The organism is Neohoeflea coraliihabitans, assembly GCF_019334345.1.
GTDB classification, from domain to species: domain Bacteria; phylum Pseudomonadota; class Alphaproteobacteria; order Rhizobiales; family Rhizobiaceae; genus Pseudohoeflea; species Pseudohoeflea coraliihabitans.
Genome location: NZ_JAHWQX010000001.1, coordinates 395,320 through 419,177, shown reverse-complemented (window position 1 = coordinate 419,177; position 23,858 = coordinate 395,320). Strand labels below are relative to the sequence as shown.

The following is a 23,858-nucleotide window of genomic DNA, read 5'->3' as shown; positions in this document are numbered from 1 at the left end:
TAAATTTGCGTTATCTTATGCGTTCGCTGGCCGTACGGATGCTGCAATCTCACAAGCCTTGGCAACGAAGCGCGGTGCACGATCCGCGTTGAAACGGGCAGAAAACGAAAGCGGTGGCGCGATCCAATCCGACTTGAGAGACTGCAAACGTCCGTCTTTCATCTCCTCCGAGACCAGGGACCAGGGCAGCAACGCAACCCCCAAGCCTTCATTGACCATGGGAAGACACGCGGACAGAGCACTTGAGTGAATGATCTTGCCCGCATCATGGCCACCCGTGGCAGCCAACTCGTGCAGCGCCCGTGCCGCGCTGGTATGACGGGCATGGGTCAAGACGGCTTTGTCAAAAAAACGTGCGACCGATGTCCCGCCTGCCAGCTCGTTCGCTATGTCCGTGTTGGCGACCCAAACATACGGTTCCTCGGACAACGCTTGTTCGCCGGTGGCCTGGAATGCAAAGGGACCGTTCTGCAGCGCCAGATCGATCCGCCCCTCGCGCAGACGCTCTTCAATCTGATGGGATAGATCGACCTCCAACTCGACGCGCAGGTTTGGGTACTCCTGTCGCAGGCACCGCAGGAACGTTTGCAGCCATGTGCAAGCGACAAGTTCGGTGACACCAAGCCGAAGGCGTTCTTCGATCAACTCTTGCCGTCCCGCTGCTTCCAACAGGGCTTCTCCAGCGCGAAGAATATCTCTTGTTAGAGCGAGGAGCTCCCGACCCTTCTCGGTCAGGCGTACGGAACCTGCATCGCGGTAGAGAAGCGCAACATCCAAAGCCGTTTCAAGTGCTGCAATCCGCGACGAGATGTTGGGCTGCGTCGTTCCGAGAGCAGTTGCGGCGGCTCGGAAGGTGCCAGTGTCCACGACAAAGGCAAAAGCTTCGAGTTGCTTTAGGGTGATCTGACTTTTTATCATTGCGTCCTACAGGATCAGTTTTCACGATCATGCATGACACTTCGCCGTACGCAACTGGCATGAACTGCCGCACGTTCTGACAAGCGATCATTGTCGCGATGGGCCAACAGCAGACGCTACGAATTCCGAATGAGAGGTCGGCTTTGTTCCGCATCATTATCCTTGAGACGGCGCCCAGCGAATGGCCGCCTAGGGCAGACTCCACGCCGCCAACTACTGGCCTCAGGCAGACGGAATCTGATCGGTATCGAGATTGCAGCGTGCGGTGAGGGAACCGTTGCTATTCGCTTGGAGGGTAGGAGTGATCATATCAAAATTAAAATCAATGGGTTAGCGGCAGAGAAGGTTCGACCGCAGTCCCGTTCCCTCCGCCACTTGCCCCTGCGAAGGCGTTCTCCCGATCCGGCTGCGGCCGGATTTTTCCGTTGTTTTCAAGAGTTATGCGTGTGGGGCTGAGCACTGGCCCCTGTACCAAGAGCCCCGGAAACCGTCTCTGTCACACCGCACGGGGAGGCAGGTCGATCTCGACGCGATTTGGAGAAAGCAGGAACTCTCGGATGAGATCGTCGAACTCATGCGTGACTGGGCATACGAGATTCGTGATGCGATCGTCGAGACATCCAACGGCAAGAACGTGACCGAATGGTGCAAGAAGGCCGAGTGCTGGAAGGTGATCCGGGGCCTAGACCTTCCCCTACCATCAACACTGCCGCCGGAAATCGGCGGCACAACGCAGGATACAGGCAAGGGGAAAGGCAGGGAAAGACCTGCCGACCCGTCCCTCAGCCCTGCCGAACTGGATGCGATGCATCGCTGCCAGGGAACCTCCGCCCAGGAATGGATCGCAATCAGTCAGTGGGGTGCAGAGACAGGCAACCTGAAGGACTGGCAGTGCGGGATTGCAGCCACTCTGAGCGGATACGCCGCGCGAGACTGGGCGAAGGCCCCGTCAGTCAAGCAGGCATTGCGCGGTGTCGAGATTCTCAACATCGCCGAAGCAGAAGGAGCTCCGTTCCAGAATGCTCCAGCCGGCTCTGTTGGAGGAACCTGACTTCAGGCGGGACATGGGGCTCAAGGTCAATTGAACTAAGCGTTCGATTTTACGGCACAAATACTTAAGTACTGGCGCTCCCACTCCGCCGGAAACGGCTCCAGCACGCGCACCAGCGTCACGTCCGGCGCTTTCCCGTCCAGGATCGCCTCGACGACATCGGGCGCGAGCAGCGTGAGCCGCAGGACGCGGGTCATGTAGGAGGGCGCGATGCCCTCCCGCGCGGCCAGTTCGGCGATGGCGGCGAACTCACCCGACTCCAGCATCCGTTACCAGCGGAACGCGCGAGCCAGCGCCTTGACGAGCGTGTTGTCCGTTCGCCGCAAGTGCGTTGCGCCATCCGGCGAATGCATTTCCTTCCGCCCGCCGCGCTTCACGATGCGGAATGGCACGTGGAGCGTCACAGTCTCGGGAATCGGCGCGCCGCGTGTCACGCCGCTTTTCCGATATTGCCGCCCAGCATCTCGCGGGAAAGGCCAGTGAGACCGTCGATGCGTAGCCGCACCTTCAGCCCGTCCATGCCGATGTCCACACGCTCGACCAGCAGCGCGACGATGCGGCCATGTTCGGCGGGGAAAAGTTCGTCCCATAGCGGGTCGAGTTGTTGCAGGGCCGCACGGGCGTCGGCCTCGGTGATGTAGTCGGCATGGGCACGCGCCGCCTTCCAGGTCCCCGCAACAATCTCCGGCTGGCGGAAAACGGCGCGGAGCTGGTCTATGACGGCGCCCTCGATCTCGCCCGCAGGCACGCGGCCGACCGGGCACGCCGCCCCTGCCACTCGAAGCCGTCCGCGGTGACGATGACGACGTGCTCGACGCCCTGCCACTCGCGGATCAACCTCGTGCCGGCGATAGGCATGGTGGCGGCGCGGACGCGGCTCTTCTTCCTGTCGCCCCCGTCGAGTTCCTCGCCCAGCCGCTCCAGCCGTCGGACGGTCTCGGGCTTCAGTCCGCCGTAGGCGAGTTCCTGGATGCGGTAAGCGAGCCGGCTCTCCAGGTAGCGACGGTTGAACGGCGGCGCTTCGCTGCCGAACAGGTCGCGTCACTGCTTCTTCATGTCCGCCGTCGACGACGACTTGAGCCCTATCATCCGCGCCGACACCCGCCGATATCGCGATAGGCGGCGGTCCCCTATGACCGAAAGCAGCGAGCAGTCGCGGTAGGAATCGCGCGAAGTTTCGATGACCGCCGCTCCTGCCTCCGCCCTCTAAAACTTCCCGATCCAGAATCTTCCCGTGGGCTTTTCATCCTTCATCCAGATCAGTGCCTGGCTCATGGAATCGACCTGGTCATCGTGGCGGCCGGAGGGGAAGGACAATACCTCCATCATGAAGTCGTCCTTCCATGGTGCGATTTCCGGAAGGAACACGCTGCCGCTTTCGATCATTGCCGATACGCGGGCGAGGCGGCTTTCCTTGTCGCCTCTGGAGTTGACCGCGATCGTAGCGATGCCGCGATGGTTCAGATCGGCGCTGAGGCTTATTCCCGAGCCGGCAGCTTCGATGAGCAGCGCTTCGGGTCGGTAGTCATCTTCGGCTTTCAGTGCCGCCTGCAAGAGCTCCGGATAGGCCATGCGCCGGCGCAGGACGTCGAGCAGGTAGAACTTTGAGCCATCCCGCGCCCAGGTGCTGCACACCGAATAGTCGCAGCTGGGATCACCCTTGAGCGCCGTATCCCAGCATTGCACGATGGTCATTCCGCGCGTGTTCAGGATCTGGAGGTCGAAATTTCTAAACCAGGCGCGCTTGACGAGATTGCCATCGGGGGGAGCGGGGGATTGCTGGTATTGCGCCGAGAAGCCGAGCGAGCCGATATCGCGCCGGAGCTGGTCAAGCTCCGCCTTGCCGCAGCGTTCGGGATGCAAGAGATCGCCAACCGCCCGGTGATGGTGCTTTCCGTCGCCGGTCGGGATGCGCTGATCCTCTTCGGCGATTGCCGGCAGATTAAGATGCGTCCATCCGCCGCTTTCGAGAAGCACGCCCGCGAGGTCGTCGACATGAAGCCGTTGCATGACAACGACGATGGCGCCCTCCCTTTGCGAATTCAGCCGTGACATGAGCGTCGTTTGCATCCACTCGACAATGCGTTGGCGGGTCGTCGCCGATGACACATCGTCAGCCTTCATCGGGTCGTCGATAATGATAATGTCCGCGCCGCGGCCAGTCAGCTGCCCGCCCACCGAGGTCGCCATCCTGAAGCCGCCTTGCGTCGTCTGAAGCTCGTTTTCAGTGTTCTTGCGGTCGCTGACTTTGAAGTCCGGGAACAGGTGCCGATAGAAAGGGGCTTCGACGATCGATCGGAACCCGTTGGCAAGCTGCACCGACAGGGACTGGGCATAGGAGACGTTGATGATCTTCTTACTCGGATCGTGCCCCAGAACGAAGGCCGGGAAGGCGATTGAAGCCGCAATCGACTTCAGCGATCGTGGCGGCATGGTGATGATCAAGCGCTTGCAGCGACCATTCATCACCTCGCCAAGCGCGTGGGAGATTGCGCGGATGTGCCAGTTGGTAAGGTAAGGCTCGCCCGGCTGGATCGTTAAGAACGCCAGGCCGGTGAAGGTCGCAAGTTCTCCGCGCGCCAGCTGCAACAGCGCGCGGATGTGATGTTCGGCGGGGTTCGCCGATTGTTGCTTCGGGGGGCGGCCGGTCATGTGGGCTCGCCCTCGATCGCAGGTGCGGTTTCTCGGTCCTCAATGGCCTTTTTTTCATCTTCGTCGTGGTGCGCCAAGTAGTCTTTGATAAGGACATGTGTCTCTTCCAGGGTGAGGGAAGGCAGCACCGCTTCTCCGGGTTCTGTAGAGCTTTGCGGCGCCGCTCTCGACAACAGGCTGATAATGTCTCGCATAGCGCCGCGATTGCCAGCGAGAGCGTCCCTGGCAAGCCGCATCATGAGCGCTTCGACGGTCGACATTGATTTGGAGATGCCATCTTTCTTGATCGCAATTTTTTCACCCATAACGCGATCAAAGATACTCAATAGATCATTGCGCTTTTTCGGCCGGCCGTTCGGATTGGCGCAGTTGCCCTTCTGGAACTGGTTCTTCACCGGTGGCTTGCCATAACCCACCTCATAGTCGCCGGTGCCCTTGCCCGCGCCGGTTCCTTTGGTTTTCTTAGGCTCCTTCATTGCATCTCTCCCGCCAGATTTGTGGTTGCGGAGGCGGGTGCTTCTGGAGCTGACGTGGACGCTCCCTGGCGCCGGCGCTCGCCAAGCTCCTCGAATGTCTCGCTGGTCGCAATGAGTCGCGCCTGCTTGCCGGTGTGGCTTTCGAAGCGACGAACCGTGAGATCGCAGTAGGCGGGGTCTATCTCGAGCAGCCGCGCACGACGTCCGGTCTTGTGCGCAGCCATCAGCGTGGTTCCCGACCCGCCGAAGGGGTCGAGCACGATGTCGCCACGGCGCGTGACGTCAAGGAGGGCATCAGCGACCAGACCGGTGGGCTTGACCGTCGGATGCGATGACAGATCATCCATGCGGCCGGCGCCAAAACTGTTCATGCCGCGGTAGGTCCACACATTGGTGCGGTAGCGCCCGTGCTTGCCCAGTTCGACATTGTTGGCGTGCGGCGCGCGTCCGTTCTTCAGCACCAGAACCAATTCATGCTGCGAGCGGTAGAGGCTACCCATGCCGGCATTGGTCTTGTTCCACACGCAAAGGTTCAGCAGGTCACCGAGTGCCGCCTTGCCAGCGCGAATGGTTTCTTCAACATGGCGCCAATCCATGCAGGCAAAGACGATCGCCCCCGGCTTGCAGGCGGAAGCAATCTGGCCAAAGGCTTCATTGAGAAAGTCGATGAACTGAGCCGGCGTCATCTCGCCGGACGCCATCGCGAATTCGCGATGCCTGGTCTGCCCGAGGCCGGAGACGTGGCCGGCCACCTTCACGTTGTACGGAAAGTCTGCAAAGCACGCGCCCGCCGTCTCCGCCTGCATGAGTGCAGCCATATCCGCCGCCGACAGGGCGTTGCCGCACAAGAGACGATGATCGGCAAGCTGGAAGAGATCGCCAGTGCGGCTTACCGCCGGGCCGGCAATGCGATCACCCCCGTCATCATCGACCTCCTCATCAGCGTCATCCTGGTTGTCAGGTGAGAATTCGCCGATGATGATGTCGATCTCGGGAACCTCGAACCCTGTCGTGGTGAGATCGAATTCGAGCGCGGCGAGCGCCTGGAACTCGATTGCGAGGATCTCCTTGTCCCAGCCAGCTTTCTCGGCAATGCGGTTGTCAGCAATCCGGTAGGCGCGCTTGTCCGCTTCGCTCATATGGTCAAAGCGAAGGCAGGGAACTTCCTTCATGCCAAGCTGCTTTGCCGCGGCCAACCGGCCATGGCCGGCAAGCACTGTGTTGGCCTCATCGATCAGCACCGGGTTGGTGAACCCGAACGTCTCGATGCTCCTGGCGATCTGATTGATCTGTGCTTTTGAATGTGCGCGCGCATTGCCGCTGAAGGGCATGAGGGCGCTCACAGCGAGAACTGTGACATGAAATGTCATGATAGGTTCCTAGAATTGAGAAAACAGGACGCGCTCGTCGACGAAGAGATTCGTCGGACAAGGCGAATGATTTTGCTGAAACCGCGACTAAACTTTCAGTCGCCGGCCAGACCCATCGGGCGTCCCGCCCTCACAAGAACCTACATTTCAGACCGTCACGCTTGGCATCCCGCCGCCCGCTTGGGGCCAGGACCATCAGGCTTGCATCCCGCGCACCTTGCCATCCTGGCATCGCCAGCATCACGCCGACGCACTGAACCTCAATTCAGGTGTTCACACTATGAACCTGTTATGTTCCGCGTGCAATAGGGGAAATAGAGTTTTTAAACTCAAGGTCCGATCGCCGTTCGCTGTTTTTTCGGGATCGAACCCGCGTCCGCAGGTTGGCGGATCGGAACTGCTGTCAAACCTTTTGTGCGCAGTATTCAACCTGCGCTGGAAATGTCAGAGTTCAGATGTCTTAATAGGGGCTGATCGCGAATGCGGGGCATCATGCGATCGCCCGAAGCTTTGAACCCGCAGGCATTTGGCTTGAACGAGCCGTATCCGCCGTTGAGTTCTCTTTAGACCCGGCAGATCGATGGCTTAAGTGGTCGATTGTAGCTCATCACATTCCAATGTCGCAGCGCATGATAAAGAAAAGAACGAACAATTGTTCGATGAAGGAGATCGGATATCGAGCGCGTACCGGCGATCAACCGGACGCCGTGAATGGCAGTAGACTCCGCGGTAAGTCCCGTGCCGCCCTGCCTGCGCAAATTATTGGAATCATATTCCAAAAACTTTCAGTTTGCTTTATGTTGAAGAACATGGACAGATGCGAATGACAGTAGCGGCGGTCGAGAGAGGCCTGAGAATTCTCGAGCAACTGGCTGGTGAACCCGAACCCGTCGAGCTGGTCGAGTTGGCGCGCATTTTGGATATACCGCCAAGTGCAGCGCACCGAACGGTCTCGGTGCTGGCGGAACGCGGTTGGGTTGTCCAGGAGGAAACCACGCAGAAATATGCCCTGTCGCTGCGAATGAGCACGTTGGCCTTTCGCAATCTCGATGTGCGTGCCGTCTCCGATGCCGTGCAGGCCATACTCGACAATCTGGCGCGTGAAACCTGCGAGTATTGCCGGCTAGCTATCGTGGAAGGGGAGGATTTGGTCTGGGTTGCACGGGCACAGGGGGCGCGAAGTGGTCTTCGCTATGATCCGGACATGGGGCAGGAAATTGTCCTGCACGCAACCGCCAACGGAAAGGCGTGGCTTTCCACGCTTGCCGAGGAGGAGGCGATCCGCATTGTGAAAGCGCGCGGGCTTCGCTCCCGGCGACCCCTTGGCCCGAACAGTGCCACCCAGATCCCGGAGATCCGTCAGCGTATTCGCGACACCGCGCGAACGGGCTATGGGGCTTCCATCGAGGAAGCCGAACCGGGAACTGCAGCCGTGGCTGTTCCATTTCGCGCCAGCCAGGAGCCGGGTGCTCCGGTGGCCGGAACGATCAGCGTAGCGGGCCCGCTCCTGCGCGTGCGGCCGGAACGGTTCGATGAGTTGGCCGCCGCCCTGAAAAATGCTGCACGGCAGATCGAAACGATCTGGCCACTGCGCAGGCGGATGCGCGGCGAGCGACAGTTCGCCGCCGCCGCCGCCGACCCCGAACTTTCGTCAAGCAAATCCGACATCCTGACCCGTTCAGAGTGAACGAAACGACGTGTGCCTTCGAGAAAAACAAATGACCAGTCCGATGTCCGAGATCGTGATCAATTATGCGTGCGTACGCGAACGGCTGGGCATGGATATATTCTTCTATAGATGCGCCGAACTGGGATTGAAGAACGTATCGATCTGGGGGGACGAGACTGCGCGTCTGGGGTTTGACAGGACCGACGCTCTGTTGAAGGAAACCGGTCTGTCCGTGCTCGGCTATAACCGCGCCGGGCCGCTTGTCGCGGGTGACGAGGCCGGCCGCGCAAGCCTTGAGGAAAACGCACGCCGGGAAATAGAGATTGCCGCTGCGCTTGGCGCCGATCATGTCATGGTATTTACCGGCGGGCTCGCCCAGGGCAGCCGCGATCTTGCGGAAGCGCGTGTGGAAGTTGCCGAGAGTATCACGCGTCTTGCGGCCTTTGCCGGTGAAGCCGGTGTCAAGCTGGCCCTCGAGCCGTTGCATCCAATGTTGGCCGGTGACCGAACGGTCCTTTGCACGATGACTGAGGCAAATGATCTCTGCGATCAACTCGGACAAGGTGTCGGGCTCGTGATCGATGCCTATCACGTCTGGTGGGATCGGGAGGTTTGGGCACAGATTGCCCGCGCTGGCCGACGGGACAGAATATTGGGCTTTCACGTCAATGACTGGCTGATACCAACCAAGGACGTGCTGCGTGACCGGGGAATGATGGGCGACGGCGTGATCGATCTGCCCGCGCTCGAAAGAGCGGTGCGCCAGGCGGGATATCGCGGACCTGTCGAGGTGGAAATATTCTCTGACTACTGGTGGTCGCAGGACTCGGAACTGGTCATGCGGACTGCCATGCGTCGGTGCCGCGAGATATTCGGGCTCGACCCCGCCCGATCCGGTCTGTCCCCTGTCTAGCCGTGAATTTCAGCCAGGTGCTCCGCGATCAGTCCGACCTGCGCGCGGATCATGTGCATGCCCGAATGGATTGCGGCACCGCGATCCCTCGCGGCGATCATCAGCCGCGTGCGTTCGGGCTCAGCCACGAGCTCGGCGACCAGCATCGAATCGTCAATAGTGCCGAGATCAAGTGGCAGCGGATCGTCCGCGTTCATGCCAAGCGAAGTCGCGTTGATCACGATCTGCCCTGCTGCGGGGGTCGCCGGACCCGCCTTCGCCGCCCGCCGCCCAGTTACCCTGTTCGCCAGTTCAGCCACCTCCGCGGCCTTGGCCGGGGTCCGGTTGGCGATCGTCAGTGAATTCACGCCGTGCTCCATCAGGGCACAGGCCACCGCCATCGCTGCACCGCCCGCTCCGATCATCAGGCAGTCGCGCCCTTCGAGATCATGCCCGGCCTGTAGCAGGCCCGAGCAGAAGCCGCGACCGTCAAACTGGTAACCGCGAAACGAGCCGTCCCGCTCCCGTCGAACGACGTTCACGGCGCCAACGCGTTCGGCAACCGGATCGAGCGTGTCGCAAAGACCAGCCGCGGCCTGTTTGTACGGCAGGGTGATGCCGAGCCCGACCAGATTTCGTGTGACCTCGAACCCACGCCAGGCCTTTTCGAGTGAATTGGCGGCGACGTGCAGGGGGATGCACACCATGTCGGTGCCGAGCCGGTCGAAATGCGGCAAGATCGCCTCGGGTGTCTTCGCCTGCGCAATCGGGTCTCCGATGACACCCATAATTTTCGTTGTTCCGCGAATTTTCATACCTGCCGCCTCAACCAAACGTCGTCTCGTTCTTCAGAAAGTCAGATACTTGCGCGGCAACCAGACGATGCTCCCGTCCTCGACCCCTACCAACAATCCGCCCTCACCACTGCCGTCCCAGTCCGTGTATTCCGGTGAGGCGACATGCATTCCCATGGCAATAATTTCGCCCTGAAACCGGAACGGCCGCGGGCTGGCGAAAACGGGTACTTCATTCGAGCCGATATTCTCAAGGTAGAACAGGCCAGCCTGGCCTGTCGTGTTGCGTGGCGCACCGTGCGGTCCCGGCGGCAGGCTGGCGCGCGCATGCGTCCCAACGATGAGATCCGTCGTGCCGGATCCGTTCCAATCGCAGGCGCACAGCTTGATCCGGCCCCTGCCGCCGCCCACATCGGGCGTGAAGGTGACGGTTTCGCCATTGTCAAAGGTCAGGTAACGCTTGTGGACCAGTTCGGTATCGGATGCGCGCTGGTAGTCGCTGAGCTTGCCCTTTTCGTCCAGCGCCACGTAATGAAGCTCGCCACTGCCGGTCCAGTCGATGACGGCGGGGCGCACGCGCCACACCGTTTTCAGCGGGCGTCCTTCATATTTCAGTTTTTCCGGGGCATGAAACGAGGGCGGAGTTTTGGATTGGCCGTCATTTCGCAGGAAATAGTGGTAGCCCGTGACATCGCTCAGAAGAATGTCAGCTAATCCGTCGCCATCCCAGTCCGCGATGATTGGGCACGAATAGCCAAACATCTTTTCGGACGGCCCCTGGATCGAACCGGTCAGTCCTGCAGCGAAACGAACCGGCTTTCCGCCGGCCTCGATCATGGTTTCACGCGCCAGGGCCGGGCGGACGGCGGTGCCGATGTTCTCGTAGAACAGAAGTTCGCCGCTGCTGTTTCCGACGACCAAATCCGGCAGGCCGTTGCCTGAAAAATCATGGGCCGCGGGAGAGGGAAGGACACCGCCATGGATCAGCGGCGACGTGGTCTCGATCCGGCCGGCCTTTTCAAAGAGCGGGCGTCCCGATGCGGTGTCGCCGGTGTTGCGCAGATAGGTGACGTAGCCATCTTCTGCCCCCACCAGCAGGTCGACCCTTCCGTCATTGTTCCAGTCCACTGCGCAGGGGATGTGAATGCATTGGTCGAGCAGAAGCGGCGCACCGTCCTGATCGTGCAGGAGCGAAGCATGTTCGAAGGAATATCCCTCGCGATGTCGGGCGAAATGCAGGACGTTCCAGAATTCGCCGCCGACGGCCGACAGTCCATGTCCGTCGAAATTCGCGAATGCGGGGGCGAACTGGCCATAGACCTCGTAGGGATTCTCGCCGCTCCTTGCAGGTACACCCTTTTCCAGGACCGGTTCCGAAAGGCTGCCGCGATTGCGAAAAACATACAGAAATCCCCGAAGCGGGCCGCCGAGCCAGCGACCCGCCGCATCATAGGCGCGATAGCCTTCATCGTTCCATTCCAGCCCGTTTGGCCAGTAGTCGCCCCAGTAGTCGGTGCCGACCACGAGCTCCAACGATCCATCGCCATCGATATCCGCGAAACGCGCGAGATGAAAATATTCATTCTCGTGGACCCAGTCCGCATTCAGGTCGAGTGCGAGCGGTTTATCAAATATCGGCGCCCCCGGCCTGCCAACATTTCGATAGAGATAGATCTGCCTGCGCAACCGTGAGGTGGTGACGAGATGAAATATGTCGCCGTCCGGCACCGCCGTAGTGTATCCGCGAATACCGTCGAGCACTTCCTCGGGGCCGAGGATCGGCGTGCCGTCAGGATTGGTGCCAACCTGCCGCCGCAAGACGACCACTCCGTCATAGCATGCGTCCCAGCTTGAAAGCAGAAGGTCGCGTGATCCGTCTCCCGACCAGTCCACGACTTCGGGGCATGTGATGATCCGACCTGCCGCAAATCCGGTGGCTACGCTGTCATCGTAGTGGAGTGCCTCTCCGCCATAATACGGACCGGACCAGACCAGCGCATCGTCTTCCCATCTGATAACCGTCAAAATTCGTTACCCCGCCTTTTCAAGATATTTTTGGAATGCTATTCCAATTCCATTACCAAAATTTTCTGGATTTGGAAATGGACCTCACCACCTCATCTTTGCAGAGCATCGGCGGCATCATTCCTGTCATGCTGACCCCGTTTCGCGCCGATGGTAAAATCGATGAGGAGGGGCTCTCCAACCTCGTGGAATGGTATCTCGGACACGGTGCGGAGGCGCTGTTTGCGGTTTGCCAGTCGAGCGAGATGCAATATCTCGATCTGGAAGAGCGGATGTTTCTGGCGCGGCAAACCATGGCGCTGGCCGGCAACAGGGCGCCCGTCGTCGTTTCGGGTCACGTGTCAACGTCGGAGGAAGATCAGCGGCGCGAACTTCGTGCATTGGCGGATCTTGGGCCTGCCGCGCTCGTGCTCGTGACAAACCGGATCGACCCGGAAAACGGGGGGCGCGAGACATTCCTTTCGCGGCTGCAACAGATTCTCAACTGGCTGCCGGCGGATCTGCCGCTGGGACTGTACGAATGTCCGGCCCCCTTTAGGCGTCTCCTCGACGACGAGGAATTCTGTTTCTGCGCGAATTCAGGGCGTTTTGTCTTGCTCAAGGATGTTTCCTGCGACCTGTTGACCGTCCGGCGGCGTGTGGCGCTGGCCCAAGGCACGCCGCTGGCGGTGGTCAATGCCAATGCGGCGATCGCGCACGAAGCCTTTCGCGCGGGATCGCATGGCTTTGGTGGCGTATTCACCAATTTCCATCCCGATCTTTATGCCTGGCTTCATGCCCATCGCCACGAGGCGTCAGAGCGGGTCGACGAACTCGCTCGGTTCCTGGCCTTGGCGGCCATGGCCGAACCTATGGGCTACCCCCGCCTGGCCAAGCTTTACCACAAGCGGATCGGGACGATTTCCTGCGATTTCTCCAGGGTTATCGACTACGATATCGGCGAGCGACACTGGGCTGCCGAGGTGCTTCTTGACCACATCGCAGCGGGCACCGAGCGGTTCAGAGCGCGCATTGCGCAAGGTGAACCGGAATGAGCGTCTTCATTCTCGGAAGCATCAATAGGGATCTGGTCTTTTCGGTGGAGTCGCTTCCAGGTGCCGGCGAGACGATCTCTGCGCTGTCGGTCAATGAATATCCGGGCGGGAAGGGCGCCAATCAGGCAATCGCCTGCGCCCGTGCGGGTGCGCGGACCAGCCTGCTGGGTGCGGTGGGCGAAGATGAGGCCGGGAGGCGGCTGCGGTCCAATCTGGAACGTGCGGGGGTGGACATCGCCGGTCTGGTCCAATTGCCACAGGAGACGACCGGCCAAGCCATTATTTGTGTCGCGCGAAATGGCGAAAACATTATCGTCGTCAGCCCCGGAGCCAATCACGCCTATCGTTTCGAGCGCGGTCGCAGCCTGCCGGTTTCGGGGAACGGCCGCCCGGTCCTGCTCTCCCAGTTCGAAATGCCGGTCGAAGCGATCTGCGATGTTATCCGTGAATACCGGACGACGACAGCCATGGCTCAAGGGACGGTGATCCTGAATGCTGCGCCGGCGGTTGAAGCCGGTCGACAGGTGCTCGACCTGGCAGATGTGCTCGTTTTCAACGAAACAGAACTCTCGGCCTATTCAGGAATGCCGGTTGCGCCCGGCCGGCATACGGAAATCGGGAAGGCTGCCCGTACCATTCTGGGCAGAAGCGATCAGGTGGCCATTGTCACGCTCGGCGAAGACGGGGCGCTGAAAGTTGCTTCCGGCCATTCGAAGCATTTTGCCGGCTATCGCGTGGACGTCGTGGATTCAACCGGGGCGGGAGACTGCTTCTGCGGCAGTCTGGCATCATTTCTGTCGCAGGGACAGTCGTTTGACGATGCAATCGGGCTGGCAGGCGCTGCCGCTGCGCTCTCGGTGATGCAACCTGGCGCAGGGCCCAGCATGCCGGACCGCGCGTCCATCGAGAATTTTGTCCGCACGGTTTGACAGGGACGATGTCGGCGATTGACATAACCCATTCACGAATCTAATTTGGAACAGATGTTCTAATTGCAATATACGTTCGGGAGGAGACGATGAAGAGGCTTTTGATTGGCTTGGGCATGCTCGTATGCGCCGGCTACCAATCCGCAGGCGCAGAACCAATCACGCTTAAATGGGCAGGTCCCGCTCCGGCGGACGATTCCCAGGTGCTCGCCATCGAGCTCATGGGGGACTATCTGGAAAAAACCGCCCCGAGCGTCTTCAATATCGAAGTGTATCCCGCAGGCACGTTGGTGAAACAGGCCGGTGTCCTGCCTTCGCTGCAGTCGGGCGGCATCGAACTGGCCTATGTCAACGCATTCGACGTGGCTTCACAGGTTCCCGAATACGGCGCGTTGACGGCGGCCTATTCGGTGCGCGACCCGCTCCATATGTGTTCGGTGCTGAATGGCAAAATCGGAGCGGAATTCGGCGAGGCGCTCGAGCAGAAAGCCGGGCTTGTCCCCCTTGGCGCGACGCTTTTCGGTATCCGTCATGTTTCGTTGCGCGAGGGCAAGGACGTCAACAGTCCCGCTGACCTCGCCGGGGTGAAGCAACGCGAGCCGGCGTCGGAAGCCTGGCAGCTTCAAGGCCGTTCGCTGGGTGCCAATCCGACACCAACAGCGTTCGGTGAAATCTTTCTGTCATTGCAGACCGGCGCCATCGATGCTCATAGTCTGCCCATTCCGACCAGCTATCGCCTGAAGCTGCACGAGGTGACCGATCAGGTGGTGCTGACGGGGCACTATATGAACCACCTGGTGCTGGTGGTGTCTAAGCAGGTCTGGGACCAGCTCGACGATCGGCAGAAGGGCCTGTTGCAGGAAGCTGCCGATGTGGCCCGAATCTACAATGACCGCAAGAAAATGCGCGACGAGATGGAGTTGCGTTCTGTCTTTGAAGACGCCGGAATAACGTTCACCGAGCCCGATGTCGCGGCTTTCGCCGAGCATGCGCGCAAGGTCTACGCCGAATCGGAATTTGCCAAAGGCTGGCTTGACGGACTGGCACAACGCCTGGCGGATACGCCGTCTGACAATCCGCGCTGTTTCCACCTCATGAACCAACAATAGTTGCGGGGCGCCAATGGCGCCCCGTTCAGGCGATCGGTGATGAACAAGAGTTTTGGGTTCGCGGTACGGTTGGTTTCGGTAAGCCTGTTCGTGGCCATGTTCTTTGCCGTCTTCCTGCAGGTCATACTCCGATATTTCCTCGGCCTTTCCGTGGGCGCGGCGGTTGAGATTGCATTGAACAGTTTCGTGTTCGGTGCATGGTGGGCGATCATCTGGCATCTCTCGCTGCGCGAACATGTCAATTTCGATGTGGTCTATTCCCGGCTTCCCGAGCGCGGCCAGATCATTTGCCGGATCGTCAGCGGCATTGTCGTGGCAGGTCTCCTGCTTTCGGCACTACCTGCCGCTATCCGGTATGTAGAGGTGATGGGCCGCATCACGACCGGCGTTCTCAAAATGCCCTTGTCATGGGTCTACAGCATTTTCGTGGTGTTCCTCGTGGTGGTTTCGTTCCGCTTTGCCTACGAGTCCCTTCTCGCCATGCGAAAACTGTTTCGCCGTGGGGAAAACGCATCATGAGCGGTGAATTCATAGTCATGCTGGGCCTGCTCGTGGCACTGGCCCTGATGGGAGTGCCGATCGGGCTTACGCTGATCTGCAGCTCGATTGCCTATATCCACATGCGCGGCCTGCCATTGACTGCCGTCACCGACAGCATCATGCAGGGATTCAGCTCAAACTACATATTTCTCGCAATCCCGCTGTTCATCCTCGCCGCGCGTATCATGAATGCGGGATCGATAACCGACCGGATGCTTGATTTCGCCATCGGCGCTGTCGGTCACATGCGCGGCGGCCTGTCCCAGGTCAATGTGCTCTCAAGCCTCATCTTCTCAGGCATGAGCGGGAGCGCCACGGCCGACGCCGCCGGTGTAGGCAGCGTCCTCGTGCGCATGATGCGCGAACGTAACCGCTATCCGGGCGGCTATGCCGGCGCGCTGACCGCCGCATCCTCGGTTATCGGACCGATCTTTCCGCCGTCCATTCCGATGATCTACTACGCCATATCCGCAAATGCCTCTGTCGGCTCGCTTTTTCTGGGCGGTGTGGTGCCGGCCCTCATTATTGCCGGCATGCTGATGGCATTGTGCTATGTCATCGCGATCTTTCGAGGCTTTCCCACGGAAGAGAAAGCATCACCAGCGCAGCGCCTCCTCCTGGCTCGACGTGCCATCTTGCCGCTCCTGACGCCGGCGATTTTGCTGGGCGGAATCTACTCGGGCATCATGACGCCGACCGAAGCTGCAGCGGTGGCGGTGGCCTATGCTGGGGTGGTCTCGCTGGTCATTTTCCGCGCGATGGGGGCACGTGAAACGTGGCAGGTGCTGGTCGACAGCGCGGAAAAATCCGCCGTTGTGGTGATGATCTTGGCCGGAGCCTTCCTGTTCGGCTATGTGGTCGCGATAGAGCGCCTTCCCAATACGCTGGCGGCCTGGGTCGGCGGTTGGGACATGTCGCCAACCACGTTCCTCCTGATGATCAACCTGATGTTCCTCGGCCTCGGCATGTTCCTTCCAGCCGCCACGATACTGCTGGTGATCGTTCCGGTGGTTGTGCCTGCCACCCTGACGCTGGGGATAGATCCCATCCATTTTGGCGTGATCATTGTCATCAACACCATGATCGGTCTTGTGACACCACCCTATGGCGTGCTGATATTCGTGGTGTCAGCCGTGAACAGGCTTCCGACCTGGGATGTGATCCGAGAGATCCTGCCCTTCATCGCGATGCTGATCGCCAGTCTTGTGTTGCTGGTGCTCTTCCCCGAGCTGGTCCTTTTCGTCCCCGAACAGTTCGGATATCGACCTATTTGATAGCGCCCCTGACGGAGACACGACCATGTCGCAAATCGAACGATGTCTCGACATTCTGGAATCGTTGCATCAGGCCCCCGGTGGATATGCGCTGAGCAATCTTGCAGAAAAGCTCTCCATGCCCAAGAGCGCGGTCCACAGATTGATGATCACATTGCGCGATCGCGGCTATGTCGAGCAGGATCCCGATACCGATCTCTACCGCGCGACCCTGAAGCTGTCACTGATCGGCGCAAAGTATTTTTCGACCACCAATCTCAAGGAATTTCTCAAGCCCGTCATCGCGGATTTAAGCGCCGAAGCCGGCGAACTGGCCAGGCTTTCACTTCTGATCGGGGAGGAGCTGATATGGGTGCTTTCGAGTCAAGGCGGCGAGCATACGCTGCGCTATGATGGTCATTCGGGACGTGCGGTCGTTCCGCATCTGACAGCCACCGGCCGCATATGGTTGGCCAGCATGAGCGATGAACAAGCGGTGTCCATCGCCCTCTCGGCCGGATTGGGCGATCCCAGGCGACGGCGTCCGGGGACCAAAGGCGTTGCGACGGTGCAACAGTTTCTCAAGGAGTTGCAGCTGACGCGCGAGCGGGGCTTCGGTCTGGTCGAGGAGGAGGCTGAGATCGGGGTCAGTTCGGTGGCCTGCGCGATCGAGGACCTGGAACAACCGGGACGTTTCGTTGGTGCGGTCTCCATTGCGGGGCCGAGCGTGCGGCTCACGCGCAAGCGGATGAAGGCGCTTGTTCCGGGGATTGAGCATGCCGCGGCCAGTCTGGCCACCGTATTGTATCGCTACCGGGTCTATATCAACGAGCTGAATGGCGACAGCCTCGCCGAAGGTGCGGGCCGTGAGGAGCTAATGGTCTGACCGGACCGCCCCTAGCGCCATTTTTCGGCCCATTCCCGTGCCTTGTAACCGCTGCGTATCCGCCAGTTCATCAGCTCTTTTTCCATCTCGTCCCTTATCGCAGCACAAGCGGGGTCGTCCCAGCGATTCTCGTATTCCCCGGGGTCCGATTCCAGGTCGAAGAGCTGCCCAAAATCCTCTCCGAGAAAATGAACATATTTCCAGCGCCGCGTTCGCACCATGGACACGAAATCGCTGAACCGGAAGACGACGTCGCGACCCTGCTCGCAATAGACCGCGTAACGGCCTTCGAACGCGTCGTCGTTCAACGCGTCGGCAAACGAAACCGCTTCCCAGGAAGAGGGTTTTTCCAAGCCGGCGAGATCGAAGAGCGTCGGTGCGATATCCATGTGCTGAACCAGCGGGTCGAGACGGCCTCTTGCCTTGAAACCCCGCGACGACCAGATGATGATGGGCAGTCTTATGACCTGTTCATACATCGACCATTTCTGGCTATGACCATGATCGCCAAGCATGTCGCCATGGTCGGACGTGAACACGATGATCGTATCTTCGAGCCGGCCGGTTTCGTCCAGCGCATCGATTATCCGTCCAACTTCGCGGTCGATCATCGTGACATTGGCAAGGTAATAGGCGCGTTGGCGGCGGCGTTCCTCGGCCGAGGCATCGACCTTGTGGCGAACGGAATCATGATCGCCATCGACATGTTTCTGTACAAGCTCGCGGAAGGGTCTGGGCTGGCTTTCGACATCGCCGGGACGCACCGGATCGATGGGCAATTCGCGTGAAAGATAGCGTTCCACCTCATGGGCGGGCGGGTCATAGGGTGGATGCGGTCCGGGGAATCCGACCTGGAGGAACAGCGGCTTGTCGGATCTTTTCTCCTGAATCCAGTCGACCGCGAGACTGCCGACGAAATTGTCCGAATGCAGTTCATCGGGAAGCGGCCATTCAAAGGCGCCCAGCCTGTCCGCATAGTCGTTCAGCAGCCGGTAGGACGGCAGCCCGGGTTTTTCGAAATTGGCCTTTCGAATGGCCTTGTCCCACTCATCGACAAAATCGGCGCCGCGTTTGGCCATCGACCGGTCCTTGTTCTCGACGATCATGCGGGCATGAAATCCGGCGGGTGTATCCATTGGCTGGGTGTGCATCTTGCCGATGTTCACGCAATGGTATCCGGCCTCCGCGAGGTCTTCCACCCAGGTGTGCCGCCACGTGGCCGCGTTGTCGACGACGCCCGTCGTATGCGGATAATGGCCGGTAAAGAGACTCGCGCGGGCCGGAACACAGGAAGGCGCGGCCGCGTAACAGGCGCTCAGATACACACCCTCCCTTGCCAGCCGGTCCAGATTGGGCGTTTCCATGAAGTCATAGCCGAATTCGGCGATGGTATCATAGCGCTGCTGGTCGGTGATGATGAAAATGATATTGGGCTTGGTGGGCATCGGATTTTTCCAAAATTCAAATTCTAATTCTAATTAGAACAATCGTTTCATATTTGCAATGAGCTTGACGGGATCTGAACACAGAGCATGCTCTCTATCGAGCCCGCGTTTGTAAGTTAGTAGCGGCCGTGTCAGAAAAGATTGTGATGTCACGATTAGATTTTATCCCGGCCGATTTCCCCGGTTTCGAAAAGCGGGCTGGTATTGCTGCGATGTGCATCGCAATGGTGCTGCTTCCGCTCGGCGACGCGATCTCTAAAACGCTGACCGCCTTTGCCACACCGTTCGAGGTGACCGTTTGGCGGACGCTGGCGCAGGCGGTATTCTTCGTTCCGGTCGCGATACTTCTTCGGCACCGTCTCAGCGGCTCTGTCCTCTCGGGCGCGTCGCTTCTCTCGGCGCTTCTCATCGTCACCGTAACCCTGTCGTTGATCACGGCCTTCGCCTCCATGCCGATCGCCACGGCAATTGCAATCTTTTTCGTGGAGCCCTTACTGCTGACGCTGTTGGCCGGCCCGTTTCTCGGAGAAGTGCCAGGTCCCCGCAGATATGCCGCGGTCGGCGTCGGGCTGATCGGCGCTCTGATCGTGATCCGGCCGAACTTTGTTGAATTCGGACCAGTCGTATTGCTGCCTGTCTTGGCCGCAACAGCCTTTGCGTTCAACATGATCGTGATGCGCAAGGCAACACGCCGACGTTCCGCTTTGGCCTTCCAGTTCGGTGCCTCTCTCTGGGCCGCGGCATTCGTTCTCGTGATGCATCTCGTGGTCAGTACGCTGGGCTTCGAGCGGACAGCAATGGCCGGCTTGCCAGTCTGGGTTTTCTGGATGGTCCTAGCAGCCGGGGTGCTGGCGATGGCTGCATTCCTCGCAATCACTTTTGCCTTCAGCAAGGTGGAAGCCAGCCTGCTTGCGCCGTTCCAGTACCTGGAAATCGTCGGCGCAACACTTGTCGGCTTTCTCGTCTTCGGCGAAATTTTTGACGCCATGACCCTGCTCGGCACTGCTGTCATCCTCTCCTCCGGCCTATATGTCTTTTATCGCGAGCGACAGCGCGAGGTGGAGACCGCCGCATCACAGCACGCCGAAAGCTAGGCGCAACGCCAGCGATCCGACTATGAACGTCCTCGAGACATCTGCATCGCCTCTTTCTCAAACCGGCGTCCTCCGGCACCCGCAAGCGCTCGGTCAGCAAGTTGAAGATCGCCGTCGAGGCGGCGTGCGGCAATGCGCTCCAAACGGCCCAGGCCGGCGCCGTGCGCGAATGGCTCAGACGCGATGAGTTGCCGGGGAACTGTTCGACATGCTCGATGCCGTCGGCAAGGGCGCGACCGACCGTCGAGGCGTTTCGAGTGGAATTCGACGCCAGCGCCGCCTGCGGCTGGACCGGCGACAATACGGCCGGCTGGCAGAAATAGAGACTTTCGCCGTGTCTCCCTTGTTACTGCCACAGACCCCTATTGCAGATCACGTGGCAGCAATGTCGCCGGCATATCCTGATAACAAACAGGGCGCAGGAACCGCCGGATCGACAGTGTGCCGACCGATGTCGCGCCAAAGTTTGTGGAAGCGGGGTAAGGTCCGCCGTGAACGATCGTGTCGCCGACCTCTACACCCGTCGGAAAACCGTTGGCCAGTACCCTGTTCTCCCGGCGCGTCGTCGACTGGGCGATGAAAGCCGAGATGACGGCGCAGCTCGTCCTAGGCGGGGCCGCATTCAAGCTGCAGACTTTAAACTCTTGTGAGGCCAACCTTTGTTCGTCCAGCCTCGCATCGGACGACATACAGCGTGCCGCCATCGACTTTTCGCTGGTCGAGCATCTCTGCGCCCGTGCGGAAGGAGAGCTGAATGCCCTCGCCGACCCGGATATAGAACAGCGACGCCTCGCGCGTGCTGATTTCGATCTCATCGTCGCAGTGCCACACCTCCACGTCGTTGCCCAGATGCGATCTCAGTCTGCGTTCGCCTTGCGAGGTGGTGAGGAATTCAAGCCAGGGATAGCTCGATCGCACCCGCGTCAGCCAGCTATCGAATTGGGCCAGAAGCCCCGGCGCACCATTTTCCCTGCGGGCGCGCCAGAACGCTCCCTCGGGATTTCGGCAGAAGGGCGTATCGGCCAGTCCGCGCGGTACATCGTAGACATCATCGGGATGGACGAAGTGCGTCCAGGCGCCCATGCCCGACAGCTGTGACAGCATTATCATCCGAAGATCCGGCTTGCACACATAGCCGTAGGTGTCTCGCGGCAGGCAGACGAGACCGTCTTCCCATGGTTCGCGCGCGAATTCGCGATACCCGCCACGATTGGTTATGCCGCTCGAATAGAGGCTGCAAACCGCCGTGATCTCCGGAAACACCGCCTTCAGTGCCCGCACGTGGTCCTCTTCGTACCAGTTGTTGGCTGGCACCCAGGAGGCCGGAAGGGGCGCCGGGACGATGTCCTGCCAGAAGGTTCGCGCAAGTTCCAGCCGCTGGCGAAGGACGTTCAGATCCGGCCAGGATGCCTCAATGAGCGGCACGTGATTGAAGCCGTGAAATCCGTACTCATCGATGTCGCCGTCCGCTCCCGCCTCGGCGGCAAGCCGGAAGCGCTCGCGCAGGATACGGCGCGCGTCGGCAAGCGTCTCTTCGGTGGGAACGCTGGACCTCACCGGGGCGTCATCATCATAATCCATGATGCTGTACCAGGTGACCTTCAGGTCATGCCTTCGGCGCAGCGCCATCATGTCTTCATACCAGATGTCGAAATAAAAGTCCTGCTGGTCGATGCCTGGAAACTCTTGCGCCACGGGTTCTTCGCGGGCGTTGGACAAGGCGGGAGGGAAGTCGTCGACGTGAAGCATCGCGAAGCCGGGAATTGCGCAGACCCCGGTTCCCATCACGTCGAGAACGCACTGCAGGAGGAACCCGCGCAGCGCCCGGCAGAACAGCGCTCCGGTGTTCCAATAACACAGGTGGCCCTGGCCCACGCGCCGCTTCCAGGCGATAGGCAAACCGGTTCCGTCGGTCGCGAGCAGGTGGCAATCTGCTGCAAGCTCACTGGCACCGAGATCAAATCGGCTATGTTCGAACAACCAATCGAGATCGCCGATCTTCAGTCCGCGCACATCCGGGAAAATCTCGGAGACAAATTCCAGCCCGGTGGTTATGTGCATTGCCGGCGCATGGGTGCGCGGCAGAACGCCGAACAGGTCGGAAAACCGGTCATTCCAGCCTCGGTAGGCGACGAGCAGGCCGCCGCCAGCCTGCAGGTAGGCTTGCAGTTCCTCTCCCTTATCCTTCTGCCATGCCTCGATGTGTTCTGTGCAGATGACGATGGCAGCGAATTCCCCGAAACCGGGCCAGGCGCGCTGGCGTTTCAGATCGAGGACGGAAAACCGCAGCTTGGCAAATTCCAGCGCCGTGCAGAGGTTGTCGAGAATGGCCAGACCCTGACGATCGTCGGCGTGAGAGATGAGCAACAGGTTTTGCAGGCGGGCCTTCCGAGACGCCTTGCCTTCATCGTTCGCCTTGCGAAACGGCCACACCCTCACGCCTGAAACTCTCCGCCCACCGGTCCGGCGATGGAATAAGAGCACGCCGGACTTGATCCCATTCCCCTCGCTGCGGCAGGATGTGCAGCGGCGATATTCCGGGGGAAGGGAAGGTGTATGGCGTTTTCAGAAGGTCAACAGTCCCCCGGTCAGGCCATCCATGTCCTTCTCTGCCCCGATCAGCCATCCTGGGCTTTCGACAACATTGCCAACAACATCGCCCGTTATGCCGGCAAGAACAAGATCTCAAAGGTGTTCATGTGCGACGTGATCGGCAAGGAGCACCGGCTGTTTGAGACGATTTTTCTCAAGCGGATCGACCTGTGCCACATTTTCTGGCGCGAGGACCTGTTTTATCTTCTTCAGCCGGCGATCATCGACAGGGCGGCCCGTCATCTGGGATACGACTACGCGACCCTGGTCCGTGCAGTGAATAGCTGCGCCTTTACCACCTCGATCTATGATCATCTCTTTTCCGCCAGCGCGGAGCTTCAGGAACGGCGATCACGTTTCGTGACCATCGATGGATACACAGTATCCTCGCGCAAGCTGCAGGCGATCTATGAGGCAGAGCCGGACCTACCGGCGCCGGACCTCGTCATTCATGACGGCGTGGATATCGAGCATTTTTCACCTCGCGACACGATTCCGCCCGAACCGCAAACCTTCGCGATCGGCTGGGCCGGCAACAGCGCATGGGGTCGGCAGAACCAGGGTTGGGATGTGAAAGGTTACCACCGGCTGTTCCGGCCGATGATGGATGCACTGACGGAGCGCGGCCTTGCGGTCGAAGCGCGCGTGGCGGACCCCCAGATCAATCGCATCCGTTTTGAGGAAATGCCCGACTTTTATCGCGACCTCGACGTGTTCGTGTGCACCTCGGCGATGGAAGGCACGCCGAACACGGTTCTCGAGGCAATGGCCTGCGGCGTACCTGTCATCTCCACGGATGTCGGCATCGTGCCCGAAGCCTTTGGCGATCTGCAAACAAGTCTGATCATTGCCGACCCCTCTCCCGAACGCTTGGCCGATTGCATCGCAGGACTGCTGCAGGATCGCGATCGGCGCTTGAGTCTACGGCAGGAAAACCGTCAGCGTGCACTGAACTGGTCCTGGGAAATCAAGACCAGGGAGTGGTGGCCGTTCTGGCAGCAGGTGATGGCGCGCTCAATGGAGCCGCGCACCGCCATTCGCCGCGAGATCTACCTCCGCGCCATGGCTCTGCAGGGCGCCCGACCTCCGGTTGCAAACATTGTTTAGCGTCTGAGCAACACCTTCCTGC

23 protein-coding genes and 1 pseudogene are annotated in these 23,858 nt (G+C 60.0%); 12 read left to right on the top strand and 12 right to left on the bottom strand.

Annotation, left to right across the window (positions count from 1 at the left end; all coding sequences use genetic code 11):
- Nucleotides 1-15: 15 nt before the first annotated feature.
- The gene (locus tag KY465_RS02005) at nucleotides 16-918 is read right to left on the bottom strand and encodes a LysR family transcriptional regulator (RefSeq protein WP_219157901.1); all 903 of its coding nucleotides are present in this window, start codon (nucleotides 916-918) and stop codon (nucleotides 16-18) included.
- 574 nt (nucleotides 919-1,492) lie between these two features.
- Between KY465_RS02005 and KY465_RS02000 the strand changes: the two genes are divergently transcribed.
- Complete coding sequence (locus KY465_RS02000; RefSeq protein WP_219157899.1) at nucleotides 1,493-1,969, top strand: hypothetical protein; 477 nt, start codon at nucleotides 1,493-1,495, stop codon at nucleotides 1,967-1,969.
- A gap of 35 nt (nucleotides 1,970-2,004) precedes the next feature.
- Here the strand turns inward: KY465_RS02000 and KY465_RS18585 are convergent, their stop codons facing one another.
- The 6 genes from KY465_RS18585 to KY465_RS01970 all read right to left on the bottom strand — a co-directional run bounded on the left by KY465_RS18585 (nucleotide 2,005) and on the right by KY465_RS01970 (nucleotide 6,467).
- Nucleotides 2,005-2,235 (bottom strand): hypothetical protein, encoded by a 231-nt coding sequence (locus tag KY465_RS18585; protein WP_255561385.1) that lies wholly within the window; start codon nucleotides 2,233-2,235, stop codon nucleotides 2,005-2,007.
- A gap of 164 nt (nucleotides 2,236-2,399) precedes the next feature.
- Complete coding sequence (locus KY465_RS01990; RefSeq protein WP_219157897.1) at nucleotides 2,400-2,747, bottom strand: hypothetical protein; 348 nt, start codon at nucleotides 2,745-2,747, stop codon at nucleotides 2,400-2,402.
- Nucleotides 2,684-2,965: a DUF2924 domain-containing protein gene (locus tag KY465_RS18830; RefSeq protein WP_428982936.1), complete on the bottom strand. Its 282-nt coding sequence runs from the start codon at nucleotides 2,963-2,965 to the stop codon at nucleotides 2,684-2,686. The genes KY465_RS01990 and KY465_RS18830 overlap by 64 nt, the downstream gene beginning before the upstream one ends.
- A 210-nt stretch (nucleotides 2,966-3,175) precedes the next feature.
- Entirely contained in the window at nucleotides 3,176-4,621 is a 1,446-nt protein-coding gene (gene terL / locus KY465_RS01980; protein ID WP_219157895.1) for a phage terminase large subunit, read from the bottom strand.
- Complete coding sequence (locus KY465_RS01975) at nucleotides 4,618-5,097, bottom strand: DUF5681 domain-containing protein (protein WP_219157893.1); 480 nt, start codon at nucleotides 5,095-5,097, stop codon at nucleotides 4,618-4,620. Before KY465_RS01975 ends, terL begins: the two co-directional genes overlap by 4 nt.
- Nucleotides 5,094-6,467: a site-specific DNA-methyltransferase gene (locus tag KY465_RS01970; RefSeq protein ID WP_219157891.1), complete on the bottom strand. Its 1,374-nt coding sequence runs from the start codon at nucleotides 6,465-6,467 to the stop codon at nucleotides 5,094-5,096. The genes KY465_RS01975 and KY465_RS01970 overlap by 4 nt, the downstream gene beginning before the upstream one ends.
- 823 nt (nucleotides 6,468-7,290) lie before the next feature.
- Here KY465_RS01970 and KY465_RS01965 point away from each other — a divergent pair.
- Entirely contained in the window at nucleotides 7,291-8,154 is an 864-nt protein-coding gene (locus tag KY465_RS01965; RefSeq protein ID WP_219157889.1) for an IclR family transcriptional regulator, read from the top strand.
- 31 nt (nucleotides 8,155-8,185) lie between these two features.
- A complete protein-coding gene (locus tag KY465_RS01960) occupies nucleotides 8,186-9,049 on the top strand; it encodes a sugar phosphate isomerase/epimerase family protein (protein WP_219157887.1) in 864 nt (287 codons plus the stop codon).
- On the opposite strand, the gene KY465_RS01955 is transcribed toward KY465_RS01960, so the two are convergent.
- Together KY465_RS01955 and KY465_RS01950 are read right to left on the bottom strand one after the other, a co-directional pair.
- Complete coding sequence (locus KY465_RS01955) at nucleotides 9,046-9,816, bottom strand: shikimate dehydrogenase family protein (protein ID WP_255561384.1); 771 nt, start codon at nucleotides 9,814-9,816, stop codon at nucleotides 9,046-9,048. The two genes, KY465_RS01960 and KY465_RS01955, sit on opposite strands and share 4 nt — an antisense overlap.
- Before the next feature lie 60 nt (nucleotides 9,817-9,876).
- The gene (locus KY465_RS01950) at nucleotides 9,877-11,847 is read right to left on the bottom strand and encodes an FG-GAP repeat domain-containing protein (RefSeq protein WP_219157883.1); all 1,971 of its coding nucleotides are present in this window, start codon (nucleotides 11,845-11,847) and stop codon (nucleotides 9,877-9,879) included.
- 77 nt (nucleotides 11,848-11,924) lie between these two features.
- On the opposite strand from KY465_RS01950, the gene KY465_RS01945 reads away from it, so the two are divergent.
- The 6 genes from KY465_RS01945 (at nucleotide 11,925) to KY465_RS01920 (ending at nucleotide 17,598) form a co-directional block, all read left to right on the top strand.
- Nucleotides 11,925-12,881 carry a dihydrodipicolinate synthase family protein gene (locus tag KY465_RS01945; RefSeq protein WP_219157881.1) on the top strand — a complete coding sequence of 319 codons (957 nt, stop codon included), beginning with the start codon at nucleotides 11,925-11,927 and terminating at the stop codon, nucleotides 12,879-12,881.
- Nucleotides 12,878-13,810 carry a ribokinase gene (locus KY465_RS01940; protein WP_219157879.1) on the top strand — a complete coding sequence of 311 codons (933 nt, stop codon included), beginning with the start codon at nucleotides 12,878-12,880 and terminating at the stop codon, nucleotides 13,808-13,810. The genes KY465_RS01945 and KY465_RS01940 overlap by 4 nt, the downstream gene beginning before the upstream one ends.
- Nucleotides 13,811-13,899: 89 nt before the next feature.
- Entirely contained in the window at nucleotides 13,900-14,919 is a 1,020-nt protein-coding gene (dctP, locus tag KY465_RS01935; RefSeq protein WP_219157877.1) for a TRAP transporter substrate-binding protein DctP, read from the top strand.
- Nucleotides 14,920-14,958: 39 nt separating this feature from the next.
- Entirely contained in the window at nucleotides 14,959-15,438 is a 480-nt protein-coding gene (locus tag KY465_RS01930; RefSeq protein ID WP_219157875.1) for a TRAP transporter small permease, read from the top strand.
- Nucleotides 15,435-16,733: a TRAP transporter large permease gene (locus KY465_RS01925; protein ID WP_219157873.1), complete on the top strand. Its 1,299-nt coding sequence runs from the start codon at nucleotides 15,435-15,437 to the stop codon at nucleotides 16,731-16,733. The genes KY465_RS01930 and KY465_RS01925 overlap by 4 nt, the downstream gene beginning before the upstream one ends.
- Before the next feature lie 25 nt (nucleotides 16,734-16,758).
- On the top strand, nucleotides 16,759-17,598 hold the full coding sequence (locus KY465_RS01920; protein WP_219157871.1) for an IclR family transcriptional regulator: 840 nt from the start codon (nucleotides 16,759-16,761) through the stop codon (nucleotides 17,596-17,598).
- Nucleotides 17,599-17,609: 11 nt separating this feature from the next.
- On the opposite strand, the gene KY465_RS01915 is transcribed toward KY465_RS01920, so the two are convergent.
- The gene (locus KY465_RS01915) at nucleotides 17,610-19,043 is read right to left on the bottom strand and encodes a sulfatase family protein (protein ID WP_219157869.1); all 1,434 of its coding nucleotides are present in this window, start codon (nucleotides 19,041-19,043) and stop codon (nucleotides 17,610-17,612) included.
- Nucleotides 19,044-19,189: 146 nt separating this feature from the next.
- Between KY465_RS01915 and KY465_RS01910 the strand changes: the two genes are divergently transcribed.
- Complete coding sequence (locus tag KY465_RS01910) at nucleotides 19,190-20,137, top strand: DMT family transporter (protein ID WP_219157867.1); 948 nt, start codon at nucleotides 19,190-19,192, stop codon at nucleotides 20,135-20,137.
- A gap of 101 nt (nucleotides 20,138-20,238) precedes the next feature.
- Nucleotides 20,239-20,460, top strand: coding sequence for a hypothetical protein (locus tag KY465_RS01905; protein WP_219157865.1), 222 nt, complete (start codon nucleotides 20,239-20,241; stop codon nucleotides 20,458-20,460).
- A 39-nt stretch (nucleotides 20,461-20,499) separates the two neighbouring features.
- Here KY465_RS01905 and KY465_RS18580 read toward each other — a convergent pair.
- Both KY465_RS18580 and KY465_RS01900 read right to left on the bottom strand, forming a co-directional pair.
- Nucleotides 20,500-20,697 (bottom strand): annotated as a pseudogene (locus KY465_RS18580) (aldehyde dehydrogenase (NADP(+))); the annotation flags it as partial.
- Nucleotides 20,698-20,773: 76 nt separating this feature from the next.
- Complete coding sequence (locus KY465_RS01900) at nucleotides 20,774-22,576, bottom strand: DUF2194 domain-containing protein (protein WP_219157863.1); 1,803 nt, start codon at nucleotides 22,574-22,576, stop codon at nucleotides 20,774-20,776.
- 117 nt (nucleotides 22,577-22,693) lie between these two features.
- Between KY465_RS01900 and KY465_RS01895 the strand changes: the two genes are divergently transcribed.
- Nucleotides 22,694-23,836, top strand: coding sequence for a glycosyltransferase family 4 protein (locus KY465_RS01895; RefSeq protein ID WP_255561382.1), 1,143 nt, complete (start codon nucleotides 22,694-22,696; stop codon nucleotides 23,834-23,836).
- The last annotated feature ends 22 nt before the right edge of the window (nucleotides 23,837-23,858 follow it).